Consider the following 18752-nt stretch of genomic DNA (forward strand, 5'->3'; position numbering starts at 1 on the left):
GCGCAACTGTCATCGCCCGCGAAGGCGGGCGATCCAGTACGCCGAGATTTCTCGGCTTGATCACAAGCATCTCTGGAATACTGGATCGCCCGGTCAAGCCGGGCGATGACAGTTGAGTTTGTGGCGATTGCCAGTTCGCCCTACTCCCCCACCCGCTGCTGCAGCCTTGCCTTCACGATCCCGTCGCGCGCCAGCTGATCGGCGCGCTCGTTCTCGGGGTGACCGGCATGGCCCTTGACCCAATGCCAGCGGACCTCGTGCTGCTTCAGCGCCGCATCGAGGCGTTGCCATAGCTCGACGTTCTTCACCGGCTTCTTGTCGGCGGTGCGCCAGCCGTTGCGCTTCCAGCCGAAGATCCAGCCGGTGATGCCCTGCCGGACATACTGGCTGTCGGTGTAGAGATCGACGGTGCACGGCCTCTTCAGGGCTTCGAGCGCGGAGATCGCCGCCATCAATTCCATCTGGTTGTTGGTGGTGTGCGGCTGCCCGCCGTTCAGCTCCTTCTCCTTGTCGCCGAACTTCAGGATCGCGCCCCAGCCGCCGGGCCCGGGATTTCCCGAGCAGGCGCCGTCGGTATAGATCGCGACGTTGGGAAGCTCGCTCACGCCACCAGTCCTGACGGCATCAGCCCGTAATCGCGTGCGCTCGTCACGCTCTGGTGGAAGCGCAGCTTGCGGACATATTCCAGGGGATCCTTCGGCTTCACCAGCGCGCCGGGCGGAACGTTGAGCCAGTCCACCAGCCGCGTCAGCAGGAAACGGATCGCCGCGCCGCGTGCGAGCAGCGGCAGCGCCGCCTCTTCCGCCGTCGTCAGCTTTCGCACCCGGCCATAGGCGTTGAGGAAGGCGCGCGCCTTGGTGACGTTGAAGGAATGATCCGGCTCGAAGCACCAGGCGTTGAGGCAGATCGCGACGTCATAGGCCAGCATATCGTTGCAGGCGAAGGTGAAGTCGATGATGCCCGAGAGCCGGTCGCCGAGAAAGAAGACGTTGTCGTTGAAGAGATCGGCGTGGATCACGCCCTCCGGCAGATCGGTGGGCCAGACGCCGCTCGAGAGATGATCGAGCTCGGCGGAAAGAAAGGCTCGCAGGCCCGGCTGCACCTCGTCGGCACGGCTTGCAGCCGCATCGAACAGCGGCCGCCAGCCGGAGACGGAGAGCGCATTGGCGCGCTTGATCGTAAAGTTGGCGCCGGCCAGGTGCATCTTCGCCAGCGCCTCGCCGACCCCGGCGCAATGGCTCACGTTCGGCTTGCGCGGCCACATGCCTTCGAGAAAGGTGATGATCGCGGCCGGACGGCCCGACAGCTCGCGCAGCGCCTCGCCGTCCCTCGCCTTCACCGGCAGGGGACAGTTGATGCCATGCTCGGCGAGATGCGTCATCAGCGCGAGGAAGAACGGCAGGTCGTTCTTCGCCACGCGCTTCTCATAGAGCGTGAGGATGAACGAGCCCGCACTCGTGTGCAGCAGGAAGTTGGAATTCTCGACGCCCTCGGCGATGCCCTTGTAGGAGAGCAATTCGCCGAGATCGTATTGCTTCAAAAAATCCGCAAGCTCGTCGGCGGCAACGTCGGTGTAGACCGCCATAAAGGTCTACTCGGCGGCGGCTTCGGGGCGCACCTGACGGGGCAGCGGGAAGAACTCGTTCTCTTCCGCGGCCGAGACCGTCTCCACATGCAGGGTGTAGCGCTCGGCGAACGCGTCCATGATCTCCTCGACGATCACTTCGGGCGCGGACGCGCCCGCGGTGATGCCGAGGCTGGTGATGTTGCCGAACTTGTCCCAGTCGATGTCGGTGGCGCGCTGCGCCAGCACCGCGATCTTGCAGCCTTCGCGCTCGGCGACCTCGCGTAGGCGCTGCGAGTTCGACGAGTTGGGAGCACCAACCACGATCAAGGCGTCCACCACCGGTGCCACCTTCTTCACCGCGAGCTGGCGGTTGGTGGTGGCGTAGCAGATGTCTTCCTTGTGCGGACCGTTGATGTTCGGGAAGCGCTCCTTGAGCAACGCCACGATCTCCGCGGTGTCGTCGATCGACAGCGTAGTCTGAGTCACGAAGGCGAGGTTGTCGGGGTTCTTCGGCGTGATGGTCTTGGCGTCCTCGGCGGTCTCGATCAGGGTCACGGCGCCGACCGGAAGCTGGCCGAGCGTGCCGACCACTTCGGGGTGGTGCGAATGACCGATCAGGAAGATCTCGCGACCGCGCTTGAAGTGGATCGCGGCCTCGCGGTGCACCTTGGTCACCAGCGGGCAGGTCGCATCCAGCGAGAACAGATTGCGCGACTGGGCATCGGACGGAACCGATTTCGGCACGCCGTGGGCCGAGAACACCACGGGCGCGGTGGTGTTTTCGGGGATTTCGGCCAGCTCTTCGACGAAAATCGCGCCCTTCTTCTTCAACCCGTCGACGACGTATTTGTTGTGCACAATCTCGTGGCGAACATAGACGGGGGCGCCGTATTTATCGAGCGCCCGTTCCACGGTGTCGATCGCCCGGACCACGCCGGCACAGAAGCCGCGGGGAGAACAAAGCACGATCTTGAGGTCTGGTTTGGCTGACATTGAGCGATCTCGGGACCGAATCACCCGTTTCGCCTTCTGGCGGGGGGCGGTCGATGGATGGAATTGGCTTGAAAGGGTCGGCTCGAACCGTACGGCGGTTCAAAGGAATTGGGCCCCCCTTTCGGGCGCTGTCAAGGCACTATCTATAGCAGAACCATTGCGTGTCCACCCCCTCCGGGCTTATATAGCGCGAATTCCCTGTCATCGCTGATGACCACCGGTTTCGCCTCCAGAGGGGTGGGCGAAGCACAAAGGAGATTTGCCATGAGCAACGCACCTCTGATGCCCAAGGCGACCGCCGTTTGGCTGCTCGACAACACCGCGCTGACCTTCGACCAGGTCGCCGATTTCACCAAGATGCATCCCCTCGAGGTGCGCGCGATCGCCGACGGCGACGCCGCCCAGGGCATCAAGGGCATGGATCCCCTCTCCAACGGCCAGCTGACCCGCGAGGAGATCGAAAAGGGCGAGAACAACCCGGATTACCGCCTCCGCCTCCAGGAGAGCAAGGTGGTGCTGCCGCCCCAGCCCAAGCGCAAGGGCCCGCGCTATACCCCCGTCTCGCGCCGCCACGAGCGCCCGAGCGCCATCCTCTGGCTGCTGCGCAACCATGCCGAGCTCAAGGACGCCCAGATCATGCGCCTGGTCGGCACCACCAAGAGCACGATCGCCAGCGTGCGCGACCGCACCCATTGGAACACGTCGTCCCTAACCCCGATCGACCCCGTCACCCTCGGCCTGTGCTCGCAGATCGAGCTCGATTTCGAGGTGCAACGCGCGGCCAAGGAAAAGCCGATCGACGCAGCCTATGGCGGCGCCACCCTGCTGCCGGCCTCGGAGACCACCCGCAAGGACGAGTACGAGCCCGCGGAGAAATCCAGCGACGACCTCAATGTCGATGCCGTGTTCGCCAAGCTGAAGACGCTCGGCGGCAAGAAGCAGGAGGACGAGGAGGAGTAGTCTTCCTTCCTGCACGGACATCCGGTTCGAACGCGGCGGAGCGATCCGCCGCGTTTTTTGTTTGCGAGCGCAGCTTTTGCGATGCCGCGAGCAGGAACGATGTAGCCGAGCCTGCATTGTTTTCAGCGCGGAGGATCAGCGATGCAGCACGACGAAGACCATTTTGCTCCGATGCTGGGACGCGCCGTTCTGGCAGCGTGGGGCGACATGCCCCGAGATATCCAGGAAGCCTTGTTCGAAATCGCGGTCAAGGACCGCCCCGGCGATCGTGACGCCCTGGCGAAGCTGCTGCATGAGCGGCATCCGCGGACGGTGCACGCGAGCTAGTCTGCGCCCTCCTTCAACCAACTCTTCTCGCAAAGAAAACGCGATCACGGGCCAGCGCTGCGGCACGATAGTGCCGAACTGCACATCACGGCCGCACGGGATTGTTCAGCATGTATTCGCCGAGATCGCGCTGACGACGGTCGGCGCGGGCGATGGCGGCATTGCGCTGGACGTCGCGGTCCTTGCGGCAGGCCGCGTATTCCGGCGAGCCCTGCGCGTAGCCGCGGCTCTGGCACACCGCGTCGTCGTCGTCGCCGCCCGCCGCAACCGGCGTCTGGTACCGCGAGGAGCAGGCGGAGAGAGCGATGGCGAGCAGCGAGATGGCGCCGTACCGCACGAGGTTGGCTGACATTGATCGGTCCTGTCTCATTCGTCATTGCCGGGCTTGACCCGGCAATCCATCGAAATCAAGGCATTTGATTGCTCATTGATGGATGCCGGGATCAAGCCCGGGACGTGACGGAAGAGCAAACCTCACACCCGCCCCTTCAGCGCCTCGCCGATCTCGTCCAGCGCCTTGGGATCCTCGATCGTCGCCGGCATGGTCCAGGCTTCGCCATCGGCGATCTTCTTGATGGTACCGCGCAGGATCTTTCCGGAGCGCGTCTTGGGCAGGCGACCGACGGTGATCGCGAGCTTGAAGGCCGCGACCGGGCCGAGCTTGTCGCGCACCAGCGCGACGATCTCCTTCTCGATCTCCGCAGGCGCACGCATCACGCCCGCTTTCAGCACCAGGAATCCGCAGGGCACCTCGCCCTTGATGGCGTCCTTGACGCCGAGCACGGCGCATTCGGCGACATCCGGATGTGAGGCCAAAATCTCCTCCATGCCGCCGGTGGAAAGACGATGGCCGGCGACGTTGATGATGTCGTCGGTACGCCCCATGACGAAGACATAGCCGTCCTCGTCCTTGTAGCCGGCGTCGGAGGTTTTGTAATAGCCGGGGAATTCGGTCAAATACGCTTCCCTGAAGCGCGCGTCCTGATTCCACAGGGTCGGCAGGCAGCCCGGCGGCATCGGCAGCTTGATGACGATCGAGCCCATGGTGTTGGGACCGACCGGCTTTGCCGCCTCGTCGACGACGTCGACCTGATAGCCCGGCATCGGCACCGTCGGCGAGCCGTGCTTCACCGGCAGCATGCCGAGCCCGACCGGATTGCCGGCGATGCACCAGCCGGTCTCGGTCTGCCACCAATGATCGATCACCGGCACCTTCAGCTGCTGCTCCGCCCATTCCACCGTCGGCGGATCGGCGCGCTCGCCGGCGAGGAACAGCGTGCGGAATTTGGAGAGGTCGTATTGCCGGATGAATTTCCCTTCCGGGTCCTCCTTGCGGATCGCGCGGAACGCGGTCGGCGCTGTGAAGAAAGCCACCGCCTTGTGCTCGCTGATGACGCGCCAGAACGCGCCGGCATCGGGCGTGCCGATCGGCTTGCCCTCGTACATGATCGAGGTCGCCCCATGCAGCAGCGGGCCGTAGACGATGTAGCTGTGGCCGACCACCCAGCCGATGTCGGAGCCGCACCACCACACCTCGCCCGGCTTGACGCCATAAAGGTTGAACATCGACCATTTCACCGCGACGAGGTGCCCGCCATTGTCGCGCACCACGCCCTTGGGAATGCCCGTGGTGCCCGACGTGTAGAGGATGTAGAGCGGATCGGTGGCGGCGACGGGCACACAAAGAGCCATCTTGCCCTCATTCAGCGCCTTGCGGCGCAGGCTCGCCCAATCGTAATCGCGCCCCGGCGTCAGGTCGCAGGTGTGCTGCGGACGCTGCAGCACGATGCAGGCCTTCGGCTTCGTGCCCGCGAGCCTGATCGCCTCGTCGAGCAACGGCTTGTACTGCACGATGCGGCCGGGCTCGATACCGCAGCTCGCGGAGAGAATGAGCTTCGGCTCAGCGTCATCGATACGGGTGGCGAGCTCCTTGGCGGCGAAGCCGCCGAACACCACGGAATGCACCGCGCCGATGCGCGCACAGGCGAGCATCGCGACCACGGCCTCGGGCACCATCGGCATATAGAGGATGACGCGTTCGCCCTTGGCGACGCCGAAATCCTGCATGATGGCGGCGAGCGCCTGCACTTCCCTCAGGAGTTCGGCGTAGGTGAATCTGGTGACGCTGCTGGTCAGCGGAGAATCATGAATCAGCGCGACCTGGTCGCCGCGGCCACGTTCGACATGGCGATCGAGCGCATTGTAGCAGGTGTTGACCACACCGCCGGCGAACCAGCGGCCATAGGTTCCTCGGCTGGCATCGAAGATGGACTTCGGCGGCTCGATCCAGTCGATGTCCTTGGCCGCCTCGGCCCAGAATCCTTCCGGATCCGCCAGCGAGCGCGCGTGAACCTCGTGATAGCTGCTTTTGCCCTGGACGTTCATGCCCGCGCTCCCGTTCCCTTTGTGCGCCTGGCCCTGACCTGACGACAGGACGAGCGTCCCGCCATGACCAGGATCAATCGCCGGCCTTGTTTGGAGGGTATTTTCCCGGGAACGGGCCGCGGTTCAAGCTGAAAAGAACAGGTCTTCTCTCCCTGTCCCCGTCCTTACGGGACGAGGGAGAAGAACCGGCCTTCAGCTCTCCATCGCGTTCAGCCGCTGCAAGCGGTCCTGCATGATCTTCTTCAGATCGTAGCCGGGGCGGCGGAAGCTCGCATTGCGCGTCGTGAGGAACTCGCGCTGGGTCTTGCGCAGGTCGCTGGCGGAACGTCCTTTCGAAGTCCTCAGCACGCGCTCATAGGTCTCGGCGATCTGGCGGTCGAGCACGCCGAGCTGCGCATCGGCGCAGATCACCTTCTCGACCTCGCGCTTGGCGGTGGCGCAGCTGAAGGACGGGCCGTGACCCGCCTCCGCATTCAGGGCACGCGGCGGCTCGGCGCCGAACTTCGCGATCTCGGCGATCACGACACGGCGGCCGTTCGTGGCATTCTCGTTACCGGGGTCGAGCTTCAGCGCCGTCTCGTAATCGGCCAGCGCCTTCTTGCGCTCGCCCATCTTCTTGTAGAGCACGGCGCGGTTGTTGTAGGTCTTCGCGAAGTTCGGATCGAGCTTCAGCGCGGCCTCGTAGTCGCTCAGCGCCGCCCCAAGCTCGCCCTTGAACTGATAGGAATCGCCGCGGTTGGTCAGGAAGTTGGCGCGCTGCTCGCGCCGGATCGCCTGGTCATAATCGGCAATCGCCTTGTCGTACTCGCCCATGGCGGCATAGGTCAGGCCGCGATTGTCGTAATATTCGGGGACTTTCGGATCGAGCCTGATGGCCTCGCCGTCGTCGGCGACCGCCTTGTCGAGCTGGCCGAGCTTCTTGTACGCCGCACCGCGATTGGTATAGGTGCGCGCGCGGTTGGGATCGAGCCGCAGCGCCTCGTCGAAATTCTTGACCGCCTTCTCGTTGTCGCCGCCGAGATAATAGGCCACGCCGCGATCGGACCAGGCCTGTGCATCGTCCGGCTTCAGCTTTATCGCCTGGTCGTAATCGGCGAGCGCGCGGTCGAGCCGGCGCTGATTGGTGTAGACGACGCCGCGCAGCTCGTAAGCTTCCGCATCCTTTGGGTCGAGCTCGATCGCCTTGGTCAGATCCGCCGCGGCACGATTGAGGTCGCCGCCGGCCTCGCGCAGGAGATCGCCGCGTACCCGCCAAGCCTTTGCGTTTCGGCCGTCGAGCGCGATGGCGCGGTCGAGATCGCGCAACGCCTGCGATAGGCCTCCGGAGATCCGCGCATTGGCTTCAGCGCGGGCAACGAGTGCCAGGGAGCGTTCGGACGCGGAATTCGCCGTCTGGTCGATGATGGCGCTGCACGCGGAGATCAGGTCCGCGGGAGCAGCCTTGCTGTTCAGGACGCAATCGGCTTCGGCGAAAGCCGGGCCTATGAGGGCCAGGCTCATGGCTGCGCCGAGGAAGAAGGCGCGAAGCGAGATTTTGGCAAACGCGGGCATTTGCGCGGAAGAATGCGTGCCGCACATGGCATAGGGCTCCGTGACGTCGGGTTCTCACCATTGTCGCGGCTGGCAAGAGATGGGTTCAAATCGGCGGGGCAGGGACGCACCGCCGTATCACTCCCTCGCCCCGCTTGCAGGGAGAGGCGAAGCGCCTCAATAGCCGTCCACCCCGTTCAGCCGCTTCAGCCGGTCCTGCATCGCCTTGTTGAGATCGTAGCCCGGCCGCCCGAATTCTGCATTGCGGCGGGCAATGAAATCGTCCTGCTCGCGCTGGAGCGCCTTCGCTTCGCCCGGATTGCGCGCCTCGCGGATCACGCGGGCATTCGCTGCAAAGATCTCCCGGTCGAGATCGGCGAGCTCGCGATTGCCGCAGATCGCCCTTTCCACCGTCTTGCGCGCTCTCGCGCAATTGAAGCTGGGCTTGCCGGCCAGCGCCATCTGCGCGCCGATCCGCTCGAGCTCGCGCGCCATGGCCTTGTGATTGGCCTTGGCCTTTTCGTGATTCGGATCGATCTTGAGCGCCGCGGCGAAATCCTGCACCGCCTTGGGCTTGTCGCCCTTCTTCAGCCACAGCTCGCCGCGTGCGTTGAAGAGATCGGCGAGGCCGGGATCGAGCAGAAGTGCGCGGCTGTCGTCGGCGATCGCGCGGTCGATCTGGCCGCGCCGCGCATAGAGCGCGCCGCGCGCGATCAGCGCCTTGATCAGATCTTCCTTCGCCGTCTTATCGTTTTCGATCACCGCCGCGCAGGCCGTCACCGCCTTGTCCATGTCGTCGGCCGCGGCTGCCGCAAGGCATGGCGCGAGGTCGATCTGCGGTACCGCGACCGGCTCGCCGCCCGTCGTGGCATGGGCCGCGGCGAGCGAGAGCACGCAAATGAGTCCGGCACCTGAGAGTCCAATGAGAAAGGAACGCATGTTGCAGTCGGAGATCTTGGCCTTCAGCGTTGTCGTCGGGCTTTCGTGAGTCTCGCCTTCAACCTTGCTTTGCGGCCGCATGTTCGATCAATACGGCCTGATTGGTGCTAGCTTGTGGCGCCGCTCACATCGGTTTCGGGGATCATCGTGTCGACATTCGAATGGATCATCGTGCTTCTGCTCGGCGCCGTTGGCTTATCGGCGCTGGCGAGGCGGATCAAGGTCCCCTACCCGACCTTCCTCGCCATCGGCGGCGCACTGATCGCCTTCGTGCCGTCGAGCCCGTCCTGGACGCTGGAGCCGGACCTGGCATTGGCGCTTTTTGTCGCACCGGTGCTGCTCGACGCCGCCTTCGACACCTCGCTGCGGGACCTGCGCAACAATTGGGTGCCGGTCTCCACCCTGGTCGTCGCCGCGGTCGGGTTGACCACGGCCGGCGTCGCCTTCGTCGCACACCGGCTGATGCCCGACATGCCCTGGGCCGCTGCAATTGCGCTCGGCGCCATCGTGGCGCCGCCGGATGCAGCGGCGGCGGTCGCGATCCTGAGCCAGGTGAAGCTGCCCCATCGCATGGTCAAGGTCCTGGAGGGCGAGAGCTTGCTCAACGACGCCACCGCTCTGCTGATCTATCGCATCGCGGTCGGTGCGGTCGCCACCGAGCACCTGACATGGAGCCAGGTTGCACCGACGATGGCCCTCGCGCTGGTCGGCAGCGTCGTCGCAGGACTTGCTGCAGGCCGCATCATCCCATTGTTCATGGAGCGGGTGAAGGAAGCGCCAAGCGCCATCATCTTGCAGTTCGCCACCACCTTCATGGTCTGGATCGCTGCCGAGCATCTCGGCCTCTCCGGCATCCTCACCATCGTGGTCTATGGCATCACGGTTGCTCGCACAGCGCCCGCGCGCATCCCGGCACGGCTGCGTGTGCCGTCCTATGCGGTGTGGGAGACGATGGTGTTCGTGCTCAACGTGCTCGCCTTCATGCTGATCGGCATGCAGATGCGGCCGATCTGGACGCGGCTCGATGCCGAAGTGCGCTGGGAATATTGCGTCGCCGCCGCCTGGATCCTGCTCACCGTGGTCCTGGTCCGCCTGCTCTGGGTGACGTTCTACCGCACGACGCTGCGGGCGCTGGTGGCCCAAGGCATCTATCATCCGAAGGATCCGAAGCAGGTCGCCTCCGCCAAGGGCGGCCTCATCATCTCCTGGTGCGGCATGCGCGGCCTCGTCACGCTCGCGGCCGCCTTTGCCCTGCCGGAGAATTTTCCCTATCGCGACTTCATCGTCTTCATCGCCTTTGCGGTGGTGCTGGGATCGCTGGTAATCCAGGGCCTGACGCTGCGGCCGCTGATCCTGGCCTTCCGCCTCGAGGACGACGATCCGGTTGGCACCGAAGTCGCGCGCGGTCGCGCCGTCGCCTATCGCGCCGCGCTCGACGCCATCGAGAGCGATCCGTCGGAGGAAGCGGAAATCCTGCGGCTCGAATATCGCGCCATCCTGATGCAGACCGAGAACGATCCGAATGGCGGCATCGCCAATGGCGAGCTGCCCGCCGATCCCCTGCGGCGCCGCGCCATCGAGGCCGCCCGCAAATCCATCTTCGATCTCCGCGCCACCGAGGTGATCGGCGACGACGCGTTTCATCGGCTCGAGGAGGAGCTCGATCGCGCAGAATTGAGCGCGGGGGGATGATGTGAGCGCCGCTTCAAAGTCGACGGGGTGGCTTGAACCAAACCGCTCCTCCCCAGACACACTCCAGATGACGACTCTGATCGACGACCGTCGTGTTCGCGCGCGTGATGCGTCGCCTGCACGATATTTTTATCTCCACATGTCGCTGGCCTGCGCTGCCACGGCTTTCCTCGGTTTCGCACCGACCTATTGGATCCCCCTCGCCAACCGGACGCTCTCGGCCAGCCCGGTGGTTCATTTTCACGGACTGTTGTTCTTCACCTGGTCGCTCTATTTCGTGCTCCAGAGCTGGCTCGCCGCCTCGGGCCGCGTGGTCAATCATCGTTCACTCGGCATCGCCGGCGTCTCGCTGGCCACCGCGATGACGATCTTCGGATTCCTCACCTCCGTGCATGTGATGAAGCATGCCGCCGCGCTCGGGCAGAAGGAAGCGGGCATCACCTTCTCGATCGTGCCGATGAGCGGAATCGCGTTCTTCGCGGTCGTGTTCGCGCTCGCGATCGTGAACACGCGCAAACCCGAGATTCACAAGCGCCTGATGCTGCTAGCCGCAGTCTCGATTCTCGACGCCGCGATCGCGCGCTGGTTTCTCACCTTCCTCGCGCCTCCAGGACCTCCGGGTCCACCGCCGGTGCCGGTCACCATCGCTCCCGCCGTGGTCGCCTCCCTGCTGCTCGTCGTCGCCATGGTACGCGACTGGCGCAGCGAAGGCCGCGTGCATCCGGTCTACATCTACGGCACGCTCGCGCTGCTGGCAGTGAAGGTGTTGAACTGGCCGATCAGCGAGACGGCGGCGTGGCATGCGTTTGCCGGTGGGATATTGACTCTGGCACAGTAACTCTCGGTGTCGTCCGGGTTCGCGCTTTGCGCGCCCCGGGACGACGGGGAGAACGAGGCGATGCCTACGCCCCCGCCTTGCAGGTGATCCCGCCGTCGACCACCAGTTCGATCCCCGTCACATATTTCGACTCGTCCGAGGCCAGGAACAGCGCGGCGTTGGCGACGTCGAAGGCATCGCCCATATGGCCCATCGGCACCTGCGCGTCGCGGGCGCGCCACATCGCTTCGACATCGCCCTTGGCGTAGCTGTTGGCCAGCCCTGCCGAATGCTCGACCATCGGCGTCTTCATCAGGCCGGGCAGGATGGCATTCACCCGGACATGGCTCTTCGCGAACTCGATCGCGGTGGAGCGCGTCAACTGGTTCATCGCCGCCTTGCTGGCGTTGTAGCTGACATAGGAAATCCCGACATGGCGGATCGAGGCGATCGAGGAGATGTTGATGATCGAGCCGCCGCCCTGCTTCACCATCACGGGAATGACGTGCTTCATGGCGAGATAAGCGCTCTTGAGGTTGACGGTGAAGACGCGGTCCCAGCTCTCCTCGGCGACATCGACCACGCTGCCCATCTCGGCGATGCCGACATTGTTGTCGAGCACGTCGATGCGGCCATGGGCCTTCAGGCACGCCGCCACCATCGCTTCGATCTCGGCCGATCGGGAGACGTCGGCGGTGAAAGAGCTCGCCTTGCCGCCTTCGTCGGTGATGATCTTCGCGGTCTCCTCAGCCGCCGCGCCGTTGCGATCGACGCAAAACACCTGCGCTCCCTCGCGCGCGAAGGTCACCGCGGTCGCCTTGCCGTTGCCCCACCCGGGACCGATCGAGCCGGCCCCCACCACCATCGCAACCTTGCCCTTGAGCCGATCCATCGTGATCTCCCTTATTTCTCTTGTTGTTTGCAGACGCTCATCGTGGTCACGTTAGCACCGATGGGAAGACCAACAATGTCCGAGAGCGTCCGGCACTGTCCATCATGGCACAACCGCCACTCCCCCGCCGCGCCCGAATTGCCGAGCACGACCTCCGGCATCGGCGCGCGGTTCGGTTGCCACTGAAACCAGCCGTCGACCAGCCGCGCTTCGGGCGGCGGCTCCATGCCGGGGCCGGTGCCCTTGACGCGGGCCTGCACCAGCTCGAGGCCGGCGGGCGTGACACGCCAGTCCTCCTGCCACTCGACTTTCGCGATCGAATGGGTCCAGGCGAGTGTGAAGGCCGATAGCGCCAGCGCCTTCACAGCGCCTGCCGTTGCGAAGCAGAGGCTCACACCGCCTCGACCGTTACAGGCGGACGCTGCCGCCATTGCCAGAGCGCGAGCGCCGCGGCGAGCACGAAACCTGCGGTGTCGCTGAACGGGAATTCGCCGAGCAGGCAGAGCGCGGCGCCGAACGCGATCAGGCGCTCGATCACCGTCAGGCGCGTGAACAGGAAGCCGATCGCGACCATTCCGAACAGCGCAATTGCCACCAACGCCTTGAAGCTCGCCAGCGCGACGGCGCCGTAGAAGCCGAGCGTGGCCGCCATGGGATCACCGGGCTGCAGCATCAACGCCGGTGAGAAGACGAAGATAAAGGGAATTACATAGCCGGCGAGCGCGATGCGCATCGCTTCCCATCCGATCTTGTCCGGATTCTCCTTGGCGATCGGCGCGGCCGCAAGCGCGGCCAGTGCGACCGGCGGCGAGAGGTCGGCCATGATGCCGTAGTAGAACGCGAACATGTGGCTCGCGATCAAGGGCACGCCGAGCTTCGCGAGCGCGGGCGCGGCGAGCGCGGCGGTGATGATGTAGGTCGGGATAGTCGGAATGCCGGTGCCGAGCAGGATCGACAGCAGCATGGTCATGATTAGAGCCAGGAAAATGCTCTTCTCCCCGAGCCCGATCACCCAGCCGCCGAAGATGGTGCCGACGCCGGTTTGCGACATCATGCCGATGATGACGCCGACGATGGCGCAGGCCATGCCGACGGTGATGGCGGATTTCGCGCTCTCGGCCAACGCGTCGCGGCAGGCGCGCAGCGCCGCAAAGCCGCCGCGCACGAACGCCGTGATCACGATCAGGCCGACCACGACGGTCGCGACCGGCGCGATCTGCAGGCCGTCGCGCGACAGGGCGGCGACTACGAGCGCGAGCCCGATCCAGAAGATGTAGCGGATGAGCGTCGACGGGGCGCCCGTCGTGATCGCGGTGCCGAGGATCAGCGTGACCGTGAGCGCAAGACCCATGCTGCCGGCATAGAGCGGCGTAAAGCCTTCGAATAGCATGTAGACGAGCGCGGCGAGCGGCAGCACGAGGTACCAGCGCGTCACCAGCGCCTTCCACGCGCTCGGGATTTCCGAGCGCTTCATGCCGACGAGGCCGTGCTTGCTGGCCTCCAGATGCACCATCCAGAACGCGGACGCGAAATAGAGGATCGCGGGGATCGCGGCGGCCTTGACGATCTCCGAATATTGGACGCCGAGCGTCTCCGCCATGATGAAGGCGACCGCGCCCATCACCGGCGGCATGATCTGGCCCCCCATCGAGGCGGTGGCCTCGACGCCCGCCGCGAACGCGCGGCGATAGCCGAACCTGATCATCAGGGGAATCGTGAACTGGCCGACGGTGACGACATTGGCGACACCCGAGCCAGAGATCGTGCCCATCATGCCCGAGGCGAACACCGCGACCTTGGCCGGGCCACCGCGGGTGCGACCGAACAGGCCCAGCGAGACGTCGGTGAAGAGCTGGATCATGCCGGCACGTTCCAGGAACGAGCCGAACAGGATGAACAGGAAGATGTAAGTCGCCGAGACGTAGATCGGCACGCCGTAGAAGCCCTCGGTGCCGAACGACAGATGCGTGACGATCTGGTCGAAGTCGTAGCCGCGATGGTTGAGCGGCGACGGCAGGTACTGACCGAAGAACCAGTAGACCAGACACGCGCCGCACATCAGCGGCAGCGCCGCACCCATCAGCCGCCGCGTGCCCTCGAAGATCAGCACCGCGAGCAGCGTGCCGACCACGAGATCGAGCCGGGTCGGATCGCCGTCGCGAGCGATCAGGTCGGCGTAGAAGATCCACTGGTAGAGCCCGCAGAAGAAACCGGCGCCGCCGATCACCCAGCCGAGCGCGCGACCGGCAGCGCTCTTGGCCGTGAAATTGGCGATCAAGCCGAAGGTGAGCAGGACGAGGAAGCCGACATGGACCCCGCGCACCACCTGGCTCGGCAGATAATTGAAGGCGGCGACATAGAGCTGGAAGGTCGCGAACGCGATGCCGATCCAGTAGGCAAGCTGCCCCCACCAGCCGGGACCGAAGCCTTCGGGAAAGCCGTGCTCGAAATTGTCGAACTCGACCTTGACGGGCGCAGCTTGTGTGCCCTCTGCCTTTTCCAGCATCTCAATTCGTCCCCAACCGTCCAGCGCGATATCATTTGGCATAGCGTTTTCAGACCGTCATGCCCGGGCTTGTCCCGGGCATCCACGATCTTTCTCGCCCAGCCCAGAACGTGGATGGCCGGGACAAGCCCGGCCATGACGTCCGGCAACAGCGCCGATCCTACTTGATCAGCCCCTTTTCCTTGTAATAGCGGATCGCGCCGGGGTGCAGCGGGACCGGGCTGCCGGTAGCAGCGGTCTCGAGCTTGATCTCCTTGCCGGCCGCGTGCGCATTCTGCAATTCCGGCAGCGACTCGAACACCAGCTTGGTCATCTGATAGGCGAGATCGTCCGAAACTGCCGAGCTGGTTACGAGGTAGTTGATCACCGCCGCGGTCGGCACGTCCTTGTCTTGCCCGGTATAGGTATTGGCCGGAATGATCGCGGAGACGAAGGGCGGGCCGATCTTGTCCACCGTCTCCTTCGGCACCGACACCACCGTGATCGGGCTCGAGGTCGACAGATCCTTCAGCGAGGCGACGCCGAGCCCGGCCGATTGCAGCGTCGCATTGAGCTGACGGTTCTTCATGAGGTCGACGGATTCGGCGAAGGGCAGATATTCGACCTTGCCGAGGTCCTTGTAGCTCATGCCGGCGGCGGCCAGGATCGCGCGGGAATTCAGCTCCGTGCCCGACTTCGGCGCGCCGACCGACAGGCTCTTGCCCTTGAGGTCGGCCAGCGTCTTGATGCCGCTCTCGGCGGTCGCGACGATCTGGATGTAGTTCGGATAGATCGCGCCGATCGTGCGCAGCTTGTCGAGCTTGGTCTTGAAGCCCGCCTCCTCCTCGCCGTCCCAGGCCGCTTTCAGCGAGTCACCCAACGTGAACGCCAGCTCGCCGCGACCCTGCTGCAGCAGGATCAGGTTCTCGACCGACGCCTTGGTGGCCTGCACCTGCGTCTTCACGTTCGGAATTTTGTCGCCGTAGATCTTTCCGATCGCGACCCCGAGCGGATAGTAGACGCCGGAGGTGCCGCCGGTCAGCACGTTGATAAAGGATTGCGCATGTGCGCAAGGCGCCGACGCCGCCAGAGCAAGAGCCGCGGCCACGCCGAAGAACGTCCGTTTCATGGTTGTTGTACTCCCCAAACCGGCGGGGAAATTGGCCGGATGCGGGGACCGGGTCAACCCATCCAAAAGGCAAAACAGGACTGCGGTAAATGGCCGTTCCGGCTCGACTTTTGGGAACCGGACGGTGCGGCGAGATGGCGCGGTGGGCGCCCCCTCACTGGAAGGTCATGTCCAGGCACTTGGAGATGTCGGAGCCGAGGCCCGAGGAGATGATGATGCAGCCGCGCACCTTCTGCGCGCCCACGTCGGCGGCCCAGACTGAATAGCCGCCGGGGCCGAAGAACGAGTTGGTGTTCGGCGGCTCGGTCTCGGTGGCGTCGAAATCATATTTGCCGTCGGTCTCGAAGATACGCGGCTTCTTGGTGCAACCGCCGTCGGTCTGGACGTTGATGACTTCCTTGTTGTCGCGGGTCAGCGCCAGCGAGACCTGGCAGCGGAAATATTCCGAGGTCTTGGTGTTGAAAAGATAGGTGTAGGACTTGCAGGTCGCGGTGTTCAGCTTGCCCGGAGCAAGGCCGCGGCTGCACGAGATGCGTTGGTTGTGACTGAGCTGGTAATCATCGGCACGCGCGGCCGGCGCCAGCGCCGTCAGCGACAAGGCAGCAGCCCAGCAGAGTTTAATCACGTGGCGCATCCGAATCATCCCTACCCCAAATTTTGTCGAGTTGCGTTCTAGACGGAAAGCGGAACATAGTCGCGAGGGGACGAAGGGAAAATCACAAACTGCTGGGCAAGGTGTGATGCGCTGCGGCGCTTTCGCGAATTGACCTTCGAATGCCGTTCGTGATTTGTTCAAGCCTGGATGTCCCGACCTTGGGAGGATGGGAATGACGGCATTTTCAACCAAATCATTTGCAATCGCAGCCGCGCTCAGCACCTTTGCCGCGCCCGCATTGGCGCAAGCCCCGGCAACGCCGTGGGAGCTCAAATCCGACATGGGCTATGCCTATGACAAGGAGGGTAAGACCTACTCCTACAAGATGGGCACCAGCAATGCCGGCGAGTTGCTCAAGGGGGCCAAGAAAGTGCCGAAGGGCACGCTGTTCTTCATCGGCCACAACGGCCAGCTCTATATGCGCACCGGCCCCTATCTCGAAGGCGACGGCAAGTTCAAGTTCGGGCCCGATCAGTAGCCGGTAGGGGCGAGCGTCGGCGCCGCCACTTACTCGGTGTCATCGTCCGCGGAGGCGGACGATGCAGTATTCCAGAGGCCGCAGTGATGAATCGAGAGCGCGCGGCGTACTGGATGCCCCGCTTTCGGGGGGCATGACAGCGGAAGATGCGGCAAGCGAGCGATCTTAGAACGCCCCCGCCAGCTCCTTCGCGCCGGGCTTGCCGCTGTTGACGTCCATCCGCTCATCCGTCACGGCGAGCAGCTTCGCCACCGTGTTGTGGCGGATCGCGACCGGGTTGCGCTCATAGCCGCCGCGCTGGAAGAAATTCGAGGTCGGCACCCGCTCGCGCATCGCCTGCGGCATCGTCACCATGTCGAGGCCGGTGCCGTCGCCCGTGAGGTTCATCATCTCGAGCTCGGCCGCAGAGAGCGGGCGCGAGTATCCCTTGGCCCGCGCGAACAGCACCGAGGTCAGGAGCTTGTGGGTCTGCAGCATCGGGCCGATGTCGACGTCGAGCACCATCGCATGCATGGCCCAACCCTGCGGAGTGACGCCCATTTTCTCGTGATCCGACCAGGTGTCCGGCACCGACTTGGCGTGCGCCACCATCTTCTTCAGGACCGTGAGCTTGTGCTCGAGCGCATGCCGCGCGGGCCCCGACGTTCGCGCCACCTTCTCCGACAGGGCACGAATCAGTTCATGGCCCTGTTCGGCGAGCAGCTCGACGCTGTTGGTGGTCAGCAGCTGGTTGTAACCCATCGCGGTCGAGATCGCGCGCTTACCGCCGTGCTCGATTCCCGCTTGGACGTCGTATGTGCCGGTGCCGCCGGTCTCGAACGAATAAACCCGCACCGCCTGCTCGCGCGTCAGGCCGTGGGCGAGCGCATAGCGCGCATAGGCGCGCTTGAACTCGAGCTCGCTGGAAGGCCGTTGCGGCGTGAACTGGTAGAGCTCCTGCGCCGCGCGCAGGAAATCGGAGACGACGGGGATTGGCTTCCTCGCGGGACGGTCCGGCGTTTCCTCCGGCTCCGGGTTCACCGGTCGCTTCGGCCCGTTGTAGAGCGGCGGATGCTCCAGCACGTAGTCGTCGAGGGTGATCTGCTGCCCGCTGCGGCGCTTGGCGTTGCGGCCGCGACGCTTCTCGGAGATCTGGCTCCAATAGGCGCCGGCCTCGGCGTCGAAGGCCGCGCGCGCCGCCTGATATTCCGCCAGCTTGCGGCGATATTCGAGCACGGCAGGCGAGGCTCCGCCTTGCGCGAAGAACTGCGACAGCAGCTGGGCATTGGCATTGCGGACGGCCGGCGGCAGCGCGTCGGCCTCACGGCCCCGCGCGGCGGGCGCGAGCAGGACGAGCGCGAGTGGAACCAGCGCAAGGCGATGTCGAATCGAACGATGCATGATGCCGTCTTAGCAGGCATCCGGTAACCGTCACGTTAACGCGCCGTTTACCATGTCATTTCCAGGCGAAAACCGGCTGTTCCAGCTCGGTCACGCGGGTGTGCCGGCCCGCTAGCACCTCGCGGAACTGGTAGATCAAGGCCGCCGTCGGCGCGTGGATCAGGCTCATCTGGTGATGGAAGCGGATCACGCGTCGCGCGCTTTCGGGGATCGCGATGAAGTCGAACGCGTCCTCGCGCTCGATCGTGGTGAGCGCGATGCGATGGACGGAGGCGACCTCGTCCGGGTTCGGCCTGATCGCGGCGCTGTCGGCGGCCCAGACCACGACGGGTGTGATCAGATAGCCGGAGCGGGTCGGATAATCGTCGAGCGTGCCGAGCACGTCCGCGCTGGTGAGGCGAAGACCGAGCTCCTCGTCGAGCTCGCGCAGCGCGGCCTCGATCGGCGCCTCGCCGGCATCGCAGCGTCCGCCCGGCAAGGCCCATTGGCCGCGATGGGCGCGCAAATGCGACGCGCGCAGCGT

19 protein-coding genes are annotated in these 18752 nt (G+C 64.7%); 5 read left to right on the forward strand and 14 right to left on the reverse strand.

Annotated elements, in window-relative coordinates; genetic code table 11:
• Window positions 1-140: 140 nt before the first annotated feature.
• The 3 genes from rnhA to ispH are packed head-to-tail and all read right to left on the reverse strand — an operon-like array spanning window position 141 to window position 2560.
• Window positions 141-605: a ribonuclease HI gene (rnhA, locus tag SE91_RS27630; protein WP_061849891.1), complete on the reverse strand. Its 465-nt coding sequence runs from the start codon at window positions 603-605 to the stop codon at window positions 141-143.
• Window positions 602-1585, reverse strand: coding sequence for a homoserine kinase (locus SE91_RS27635; RefSeq protein WP_061849892.1), 984 nt, complete (start codon window positions 1583-1585; stop codon window positions 602-604). The genes rnhA and SE91_RS27635 overlap by 4 nt, the downstream gene beginning before the upstream one ends.
• A 6-nt stretch (window positions 1586-1591) precedes the next feature.
• On the reverse strand, window positions 1592-2560 hold the full coding sequence (ispH, locus tag SE91_RS27640; RefSeq protein ID WP_008543125.1) for a 4-hydroxy-3-methylbut-2-enyl diphosphate reductase: 969 nt from the start codon (window positions 2558-2560) through the stop codon (window positions 1592-1594).
• A gap of 264 nt (window positions 2561-2824) precedes the next feature.
• Here ispH and SE91_RS27645 point away from each other — a divergent pair, with 264 nt between their 5' ends.
• Window positions 2825-3520, forward strand: a complete 696-nt coding sequence (locus SE91_RS27645) for a DUF1013 domain-containing protein (RefSeq protein ID WP_008543124.1) — start codon at window positions 2825-2827, stop codon at window positions 3518-3520.
• Window positions 3521-3661: 141 nt separating this feature from the next.
• Window positions 3662-3847 carry a hypothetical protein gene (locus SE91_RS27650; RefSeq protein ID WP_060734723.1) on the forward strand — a complete coding sequence of 62 codons (186 nt, stop codon included), beginning with the start codon at window positions 3662-3664 and terminating at the stop codon, window positions 3845-3847.
• Window positions 3848-3932: 85 nt separating this feature from the next.
• Here the strand turns inward: SE91_RS27650 and SE91_RS27655 are convergent, their stop codons facing one another.
• The 4 genes from SE91_RS27655 to SE91_RS27670 all read right to left on the reverse strand — a co-directional run bounded on the left by SE91_RS27655 (window position 3933) and on the right by SE91_RS27670 (window position 8701).
• Window positions 3933-4199, reverse strand: a complete 267-nt coding sequence (locus tag SE91_RS27655) for a hypothetical protein (protein WP_060734722.1) — start codon at window positions 4197-4199, stop codon at window positions 3933-3935.
• Window positions 4200-4321: 122 nt separating this feature from the next.
• Complete coding sequence (locus SE91_RS27660) at window positions 4322-6232, reverse strand: propionyl-CoA synthetase (protein ID WP_061849893.1); 1911 nt, start codon at window positions 6230-6232, stop codon at window positions 4322-4324.
• 192 nt (window positions 6233-6424) lie between these two features.
• Window positions 6425-7810, reverse strand: coding sequence for a tetratricopeptide repeat protein (locus SE91_RS27665; RefSeq protein ID WP_061849894.1), 1386 nt, complete (start codon window positions 7808-7810; stop codon window positions 6425-6427).
• Window positions 7811-7939: 129 nt separating this feature from the next.
• Window positions 7940-8701 carry a tetratricopeptide repeat protein gene (locus SE91_RS27670; protein WP_061851358.1) on the reverse strand — a complete coding sequence of 254 codons (762 nt, stop codon included), beginning with the start codon at window positions 8699-8701 and terminating at the stop codon, window positions 7940-7942.
• 114 nt (window positions 8702-8815) lie between these two features.
• On the opposite strand from SE91_RS27670, the gene SE91_RS27675 reads away from it, so the two are divergent.
• Together SE91_RS27675 and SE91_RS27680 are read left to right on the forward strand one after the other, a co-directional pair.
• A complete protein-coding gene (locus SE91_RS27675) occupies window positions 8816-10393 on the forward strand; it encodes a cation:proton antiporter (RefSeq protein WP_156489814.1) in 1578 nt (525 codons plus the stop codon).
• A 67-nt stretch (window positions 10394-10460) separates the two neighbouring features.
• Window positions 10461-11231 carry a hypothetical protein gene (locus SE91_RS27680; RefSeq protein WP_061849895.1) on the forward strand — a complete coding sequence of 257 codons (771 nt, stop codon included), beginning with the start codon at window positions 10461-10463 and terminating at the stop codon, window positions 11229-11231.
• Between the two features lie 64 nt (window positions 11232-11295).
• On the opposite strand, the gene SE91_RS27685 is transcribed toward SE91_RS27680, so the two are convergent.
• The 5 genes from SE91_RS27685 to SE91_RS27705 all read right to left on the reverse strand — a co-directional run bounded on the left by SE91_RS27685 (window position 11296) and on the right by SE91_RS27705 (window position 16350).
• Window positions 11296-12102 (reverse strand): SDR family NAD(P)-dependent oxidoreductase, encoded by an 807-nt coding sequence (locus tag SE91_RS27685; protein ID WP_008543092.1) that lies wholly within the window; start codon window positions 12100-12102, stop codon window positions 11296-11298.
• An 11-nt stretch (window positions 12103-12113) separates the two neighbouring features.
• Window positions 12114-12533, reverse strand: coding sequence for a DUF1850 domain-containing protein (locus tag SE91_RS27690; protein WP_060734718.1), 420 nt, complete (start codon window positions 12531-12533; stop codon window positions 12114-12116).
• The gene (locus SE91_RS27695) at window positions 12494-14608 is read right to left on the reverse strand and encodes a TRAP transporter permease (RefSeq protein ID WP_061849896.1); all 2115 of its coding nucleotides are present in this window, start codon (window positions 14606-14608) and stop codon (window positions 12494-12496) included. Before SE91_RS27695 ends, SE91_RS27690 begins: the two co-directional genes overlap by 40 nt.
• Before the next feature lie 160 nt (window positions 14609-14768).
• Entirely contained in the window at window positions 14769-15716 is a 948-nt protein-coding gene (locus SE91_RS27700) for a TAXI family TRAP transporter solute-binding subunit (protein ID WP_060734717.1), read from the reverse strand.
• Window positions 15717-15870: 154 nt separating this feature from the next.
• Window positions 15871-16350, reverse strand: coding sequence for a hypothetical protein (locus tag SE91_RS27705; RefSeq protein ID WP_038948879.1), 480 nt, complete (start codon window positions 16348-16350; stop codon window positions 15871-15873).
• A gap of 193 nt (window positions 16351-16543) precedes the next feature.
• Between SE91_RS27705 and SE91_RS27710 the strand changes: the two genes are divergently transcribed.
• The gene (locus SE91_RS27710; RefSeq protein ID WP_061851360.1) at window positions 16544-16849 is read left to right on the forward strand and encodes a hypothetical protein; all 306 of its coding nucleotides are present in this window, start codon (window positions 16544-16546) and stop codon (window positions 16847-16849) included.
• A 165-nt stretch (window positions 16850-17014) separates the two neighbouring features.
• On the opposite strand, the gene SE91_RS27715 is transcribed toward SE91_RS27710, so the two are convergent.
• Both SE91_RS27715 and SE91_RS27720 read right to left on the reverse strand, forming a co-directional pair.
• Window positions 17015-18229 carry a hypothetical protein gene (locus SE91_RS27715; protein WP_061849898.1) on the reverse strand — a complete coding sequence of 405 codons (1215 nt, stop codon included), beginning with the start codon at window positions 18227-18229 and terminating at the stop codon, window positions 17015-17017.
• Between the two features lie 55 nt (window positions 18230-18284).
• Window positions 18285-18752: NUDIX hydrolase (locus tag SE91_RS27720; protein WP_061849900.1), on the reverse strand; the 468-nt coding region annotated here is incomplete at its 5' end.

The organism is Bradyrhizobium sp. DOA1 (genome assembly GCF_001593325.1).
Lineage (GTDB): Bacteria > Pseudomonadota > Alphaproteobacteria > Rhizobiales > Xanthobacteraceae > Bradyrhizobium.